Origin of the sequence: Streptomyces sp. NPDC047974 (genome assembly GCF_040653375.1) — a bacterium.
Lineage (GTDB): Bacteria > Actinomycetota > Actinomycetes > Streptomycetales > Streptomycetaceae > Streptomyces.
This window is the reverse complement of sequence record NZ_JBEZNU010000015.1, coordinates 1-6,228: the sequence shown is the minus strand read 5'-3', so window position 1 is coordinate 6,228 and position 6,228 is coordinate 1. Positions and strand designations below refer to the sequence as shown.

The following is a 6,228-nucleotide window of genomic DNA, read 5'->3' as shown; positions in this document are numbered from 1 at the left end:
AGGGCCGTGCGGATGGCGTCGTCGTCCTCGATCAGCAACAGAAAAGGCACGTCCGTCATTCTGGCTCATGAGCCGTCCGAGTTCGACCGCCCGGAGGCGCGCTTCCGCGACGGCCCCTGTGACACGTCTGTGACAGTCGGCGGACAACGCCATGAAGTCCGCCGGGCAAGCTTCTTGGCACACGGACCGAAACACAGACTCCGACCGACAGGGGGGCGCGAGATGAACGCACTGCACAGCACCACCTCCAGCGCAGTCGTCACGCGGCTCCACGACGTCGTGCGGAGCACCGAGAAGTCCGGGGGTGTGAACGGACGGGGGTGCGTTCGTACCGTCGGGCGTCAGCGCAAGGCGCCGTACATGGTCGCCATCGCTGACGGGGGAGCGGCGTACGGGGAGGCCACGGGGGAGCGTTCCGGGTCGGAGGCCGAGTTCACGGCCTACGTCCAGGAGCGCCGGGCCTCCCTGTACGCCACCGCCTACCACCTGACCGGTGACCGTTTCGAGGCCGAGGACCTGCTCCAGAGCGCGCTGTTCTCCACGTACCGCGCCTGGGACCGGATCAGCGACAAGGCGGCCGTCGGCGGCTATCTGCGCCGCACGATGACCAACCTGCACATCAGCGCCTGGCGTCGGCGCAAGGTCAACGAGTACCCGACCGAGGAGCTGCCGGAGACGGTCGGCGAGACGGACGCGATGCGCGGCACCGAGCTGCGCGCGGTGCTGTGGCAGGCGCTGGCCCGGCTGCCCGAGCTCCAGCGGACCATGCTGGTGCTGCGCTACTACGAGGGCCGGACCGATCCGGAGATCGCGGAGATCCTGGACATCAGTGTCGGCACGGTGAAGTCGAGCATCTGGCGGTCGCTGCGGCGGCTGCGCGAGGACGAGGTGCTGAGCTTCGGCCGTGACCAGGAGGAGTCCTTCGGCGAGTTGGTCGCCTGAGGATCGGGGGGACACGGGGGAAGCACGGGGGAGGCCCCACGGGGGAAACGGGGCCTGAGGAAAGAAGCGAAGCGGGTCGTACGAGTCCGGGGGGTCTCGTGCGGCCCGCTTCGTCGTGTCACCTGGTGCTGCCGGCCGGGGTCCGGTGACGGCCGGCCGCGGCGGCGGCGAGGCGGCCGAGGGCCTCCGGCTTGGCGCACGGGTGGGCGCCCAGCGCGGTCTGGCGGGCCACGATGGCCCGCTCGGCGCGCATCAGGCGCCAGCCGCGGCGCAGCAGCATCGGGACCGACTTCCGGCCCTCCCGCAGATCGCGCAGGAGACGGCGGCGGAAGGTGGTGGACGGGCGGCCGCGCAGGCAGAGCGCGTCGGCGAGCACGCCGAGCTCCCGGCAGCGGGTGACGATCTCGGCGGCGAAGATGCCCTCGGCGACGAAGAGCGGGGTCCGCCCGATGTCGAGGCGGTCGCTGCCGGTGCGGGAGCTGCTGGCGATGTCGTACACCGGGACGTCGGTGCGGCCCGTGCGGCACAGCTCGACGATCGCGTCGACGGCGGTGTCCGCGTCCCAGGAGCGCGGGGAGTCCCAGTCGACGTCACCGCTGCCTTCGACGAGCGGGAGCGACGGGTCGTCGGCTTCCTTGTAGAAGTCGTCGAGGCGCAGGACCGGGAGGCCGGTGACGGCGGCGAGGGACGACTTGCCGGAGCCGGAGGGGCCCGCGAGCAGGACGACCCGGGTCGGGATCGGTTGGGAACTCACGGAACACCAGTGTGAGGCATTACCCCGTCCAGGGGACCACCGAGGAGGGCCGTTGGTATCGAGCATCACACCTCCACTACTGTCGGTGGCCGCCCGCTCACCCCCTGGAAGGATCTCCATGGCGCGTCACGCAGAGCCGAAGGACCCCCGTCGCGGTCTCCTGTTCAAGGCAGGCCTCGGCGTCACCGCGGCCGGCGCCGCCGTGTTCGGGGCGGCCGCCGCCGCCCAGGCCGCGCCGGTCCCCGCCGTGCCGCTGCCGGTGGACTCGCTGACCCGCACGGACGCAGGCGCGGCCGGCGCGGGCGCGCTGACCGGCGTCACTTACGGGATCGGCCCGCTGACCCGGCTCCAGCTGGACCCGCTGGCCAACACCGGCGTCGACCCGCTCGCCAACGGCATCGGCACCCAGGTCGCCGACTTCAAGCCGGTCGGCACCGACCTGGTCACCGACCACGTGACGAAGGGCGGTGCCGTGGCGGACCTGCCGGTCGCCGGCCCGCTGACGCAGAAGCTGCTGCCGTAGCGCGGGCATGCCGGACGGCCCCCGGGCAGTGCTGCTGCCCGGGGGCCGTGCCGTACCCGGCCTAGTAAGAGGAGCCGCTCGCGCCCAGGGAGCCCGTGGGGTGCCAGACGGTCTTCGTCTCCAGGAACGCGGTCATGCGGTCCGTGCCGGGGGACTCGGCGAAGTCCTCGGTGCGGGGGCGCAGGACGCGCTTGAGGTTCTCCGCCGCCGCGATCTCCAGGTCGCGGGCCAGGTCGGCGTCCGCGCCCGTCAGGTCGATCGCGTTGACGTCCAGGTGGGCCGCGAGGTGCGGGCCCATCTCGGAGGCCTTGCCGGAGAGGATGTTGACCACGCCGCCGGGGAGGTCGGAGGTGGCCAGGACCTCGCCCAGGGAGAGGGCGGGGAGCGGGGCCTTCTCCGAGGCGATGACGACGGCGGTGTTGCCGGTCGCGATGACCGGGGCGATCACCGAGACCAGACCCAGGAAGGACGACTCCTGGGGGGCGAGCACGGTGACGACGCCCGTCGGCTCCGGGGTGGAGAGGTTGAAGAAGGGGCCCGCGACCGGGTTGGCGCCGCCGACGACCTGGGCGATCTTGTCGGTCCAGCCCGCGTACCAGACCCAGCGGTCGACGGCCGCGTCCACCTGGGCCGCCGCCTTCGACTTCGACAGGCCCTCGGCCTCGGCGACCTCGCGGACGAACTGGTCCCGGCGGCCCTCCAGCATCTCGGCGACGCGGTAGAGGATCTGGCCGCGCAGGTACGCGGTCGCGCCGGCCCAGCCGCCCTGCGCCTTGCGGGCGGCGACGACCGCGTCACGGGCGTCCTTGCGGGAGGAGAGCGGGGCGTTCGCCAGCCAGTTGCCCTTGGAGTCGGTCACCTCGTACACCCGGCCGCTCTCGGAGCGGGGGAACTTGCCCCCGACGTACAGCTTGTAGGTCTTGAAGACGCCCAGACGGCTCTGCTCGGTCTTATCGGACATCGAGGTAGGCCTCCAGACCGTGACGGCCGCCCTCGCGGCCGAAGCCCGACTCCTTGTAGCCGCCGAAGGGCGAGGTCGGGTCGAACTTGTTGAACGTGTTGGCCCAGACGACACCGGCGCGGAGCTTGTTCGCGACCGCGAGGATGCGGGAGCCCTTCTCCGTCCAGATGCCGGCGGAGAGGCCGTACTGGCTGTTGTTGGCCTTGGCGACGGCCTCGTCCGGGGTGCGGAAGGTGAGGACGGAGAGGACCGGGCCGAAGACCTCGTCGCGGGCGATGGTGTGCGCCTGGGTGACGTTCGTGAAGAGCGTCGGGGCGAACCAGTAGCCGGCCTCCGGGATGTCGCAGGCGGCGGTCCAGCGCTCGGCGCCCTCCGCCTCGCCCTGCTCCACGAGGGAGGTGATCCGGGCCAGCTGCTCCTCGGAGTTGATGGCGCCGATGTCGGTGTTCTTGTCGAGCGGGTCGCCGAGGCGGAGCGTCGACAGACGGCGCTTGAGGCTGTCCAGGAGCTCGTCCTGGATCGACTCCTGGACCAGGAGGCGGGAGCCCGCGCAGCAGACCTGGCCCTGGTTGAAGAAGATGCCGTTGACGATGCCCTCGACGGCCTGGTCGATGGGGGCGTCGTCGAAGACGATGTTGGCGCCCTTGCCGCCCAGCTCCAGGGTGACCTTCTTGTCGGTGCCGGCGACCGTGCGGGCGATCATCTTGCCGACGGCGGTCGAGCCGGTGAAGGCGACCTTGTTCACGTCCGGGTGCGCGACCAGGGCGGCGCCGGTGTCGCCGTACCCGGGGAGGATGTTGACGACGCCCTTCGGCAGGCCCGCCTGGCGGCAGATGTCCGCGAAGAACAGGGCGGAGAGCGGGGTCGTCTCGGCCGGCTTCAGGACGACCGTGTTGCCGGTCGCGAGCGCCGGGGCGATCTTCCACGCCAGCATCAGCAGCGGGAAGTTCCACGGGATGACCTGGCCGGCCACGCCCAGCGGCTTCGGCGCGGGGCCGTAGCCGGCGTGGTCGAGCTTGTCGGCCCAGCCCGCGTAGTAGAAGAAGTGCGCGGCGACCAGCGGGAGGTCCGCGTCGCGGGTCTCCTTGATCGGCTTGCCGTTGTCCAGGGTCTCCAGGACGGCCAGCTCGCGGCTGCGCTCCTGGATGATCCGGGCGATCCGGAAGAGGTACTTGGCGCGCTCGGAACCGGGCAGCGCCGACCACTTCTCGAAGGCCCTGCGGGCGGCCTTGACCGCGCGGTCCACGTCCGCCTCGCCCGCCTGGGCGATCTCGGCGAGGACCTCCTCGGTGGAGGGGGAGACGGTCTTGAAGACCTTGCCGTCGGCCGCGTCGGTGAACTCGCCGTCGATGAACAGGCCGTAGCTCGGGGCGATGTCGACGACCGCGCGCGACTCGGGCGCGGGGGCGTACTCGAAGGGGGAGGTCATGTCGATCAGTCCACCGTCACGTAATCGGGGCCGGAGTAGTGGCCGGTGGCCATCTTCTGGCGCTGCATCAGCAGGTCGTTGAGCAGGCTGGAGGCGCCGAAGCGGAACCAGTGGTTGTCCAGCCAGTCCGCGCCGACGGTCTCGTTGACCAGCACCAGGAACTTGATGGCCTCCTTGGTGTTGCGGATGCCGCCGGCCGGCTTCACGCCGATCTGCACGCCGGTCTGGGCGCGGAAGTCGCGCACCGCCTCCAGCATGAGCAGGGTGTTCGCCGGGGTGGCGTTGACCGCGACCTTGCCGGTCGAGGTCTTGATGAAGTCGGCGCCGGCCATCATGCCGAGCCAGGAGGCGCGGCGGATGTTGTCGTACGTGGACAGCTCGCCGGTCTCGAAGATCACCTTGAGCCGGGCGCGGTCGCCGCACTCGGCCTTGATCGCGGCGATCTGCTCGAAGACCTCCAGGTACCGGCCGGAGAGGAAGGCGCCGCGGTCGATGACCATGTCGATCTCGTCCGCGCCCGCGGCGATCGCGTCGGCGGTGTCGGCCAGCTTCACGGGGAGGGCGGCACGGCCGGCCGGGAAGGCGGTGGCGACCGAGGCGACCTTGACGTCCGAGCCCGCGAGGGCGGCCTTGGCGGTGGCCACCATGTCGGGGTAGACGCAGACGGCGGCGGTCGTCGGGGTCGTGCGGTCGGTCGGATCGGGGCGGACGGCCTTGGCGGCGAGGGCCCGGACCTTGCCCGGGGTGTCCGCGCCTTCGAGCGTGGTCAGGTCGATCATGGAAATGGCCAGGTCGATGGCGTACGCCTTGGACGTGGTCTTGATCGAGCGGGTGCCGAGGGACGCGGCGCGCGCCTCCAGGCCCACGGCGTCGACGCCGGGCAGCCCGTGGAGGAAGCGGCGCAGCGTGCTCTCGGACGCGGTCACGTCGGCGAAAGCTGCTGCTGCGGATGCAGTGGTGGGCATGGTCACCAGTCGAGCATATCTACGCGCGTAGCGACCTGTACAGGGGAGGGCGTCGGGGGAGGGGTGTCGTGCGTCTCGTGCGGCGTCATGCCCGTCGGGGGTGTGAGGGCTGTCACGAGGCCGTGACATGGAGCGGACCGATCCCCCATACAAGATCTTTAGATTTTTCTTCAGCAGCCAGCGAGAACTCACCGGCCCTCCCCGATCGAGACATCAGCCAGGCATGCGGCTCTTCCTCATCCGCCACCGAATCTTCTCGGGAGTCGTTATGCGCACCGCCCTTCGCACCGCCCTCGCCTCCGCGCTCGTCGCCGGCGTCGCCGCCACTCCGGTCCTCGTGGCTGGCAGCGCCTTCGCCGCCGGTACGACCCCGGCGCCGACGGTCACCGCGACCGCGACCGTCCCCGCGAAGGCCGCCGCGACCGCTCCCGCGAAGGCCGCCGCGCCGGCTGCTGCCACCACCGCTCCGACCACCAAGGCCCCCGCCGCGACCGCTCCGGCCACCAAGGCCCCCGCCGCGACCGCCCCGGCCGCCGAGGCCCCCGCCGCCTCCGACGGCGACGTGCTGGTCCGCACCGTGGAGCTCGACGGGGGGCTGACGGCGAAGGTCTACAACAAGGGCACCCAGCACCGGTACTTCACCGCGACCGTCCT

General features: G+C 71.5%; 6 protein-coding genes and 1 pseudogene. 3 read left to right on the top strand and 4 right to left on the bottom strand.

What is annotated here, in order from left to right:
• Positions 1-222: 222 nt before the first annotated feature.
• Positions 223-942, top strand: a complete 720-nt coding sequence (locus AB0E19_RS21610) for a SigE family RNA polymerase sigma factor (protein ID WP_362182488.1) — start codon at positions 223-225, stop codon at positions 940-942.
• A gap of 118 nt (positions 943-1,060) precedes the next feature.
• Here the strand turns inward: AB0E19_RS21610 and AB0E19_RS21605 are convergent, their stop codons facing one another.
• Entirely contained in the window at positions 1,061-1,762 is a 702-nt protein-coding gene (locus tag AB0E19_RS21605; protein ID WP_362182485.1) for an ATP-binding protein, read from the bottom strand.
• A 52-nt stretch (positions 1,763-1,814) separates the two neighbouring features.
• Between AB0E19_RS21605 and AB0E19_RS21600 the strand changes: the two genes are divergently transcribed.
• Complete coding sequence (locus AB0E19_RS21600) at positions 1,815-2,219, top strand: hypothetical protein (protein WP_362182482.1); 405 nt, start codon at positions 1,815-1,817, stop codon at positions 2,217-2,219.
• Positions 2,220-2,280: 61 nt separating this feature from the next.
• On the opposite strand, the gene AB0E19_RS21595 is transcribed toward AB0E19_RS21600, so the two are convergent.
• From AB0E19_RS21595 to deoC, 3 genes are read right to left on the bottom strand one after another with little or no spacing between them, the layout of a single operon-like run.
• A complete protein-coding gene (locus AB0E19_RS21595) occupies positions 2,281-3,180 on the bottom strand; it encodes an aldehyde dehydrogenase family protein (RefSeq protein ID WP_362182479.1) in 900 nt (299 codons plus the stop codon).
• The gene (locus AB0E19_RS21590; protein ID WP_362182476.1) at positions 3,170-4,609 is read right to left on the bottom strand and encodes an aldehyde dehydrogenase family protein; all 1,440 of its coding nucleotides are present in this window, start codon (positions 4,607-4,609) and stop codon (positions 3,170-3,172) included. Before AB0E19_RS21590 ends, AB0E19_RS21595 begins: the two co-directional genes overlap by 11 nt.
• Before the next feature lie 5 nt (positions 4,610-4,614).
• Positions 4,615-5,574, bottom strand: coding sequence for a deoxyribose-phosphate aldolase (gene deoC, locus AB0E19_RS21585; RefSeq protein WP_362182473.1), 960 nt, complete (start codon positions 5,572-5,574; stop codon positions 4,615-4,617).
• 268 nt (positions 5,575-5,842) lie between these two features.
• Here deoC and AB0E19_RS21580 point away from each other — a divergent pair.
• Positions 5,843-6,228 (top strand): annotated as a pseudogene (locus tag AB0E19_RS21580) (hypothetical protein); the annotation flags it as partial.

Coding starts and splice junctions, on each gene's coding strand:
- AB0E19_RS21600 (WP_362182482.1), top strand. CDS start 1,815: ATGGCGCGTCACGCAGAGCCGAAGGACCCCCGTCGCGGTCTCCTGTTC.
- AB0E19_RS21595 (WP_362182479.1), bottom strand. CDS start 3,180: ATGTCCGATAAGACCGAGCAGAGCCGTCTGGGCGTCTTCAAGACCTAC.
- AB0E19_RS21590 (WP_362182476.1), bottom strand. CDS start 4,609: ATGACCTCCCCCTTCGAGTACGCCCCCGCGCCCGAGTCGCGCGCGGTC.
- AB0E19_RS21610 (WP_362182488.1), top strand. CDS start 223: ATGAACGCACTGCACAGCACCACCTCCAGCGCAGTCGTCACGCGGCTC.
- AB0E19_RS21605 (WP_362182485.1), bottom strand. CDS start 1,762: ATGCTCGATACCAACGGCCCTCCTCGGTGGTCCCCTGGACGGGGTAAT.
- deoC (WP_362182473.1), bottom strand. CDS start 5,574: ATGCCCACCACTGCATCCGCAGCAGCAGCTTTCGCCGACGTGACCGCG.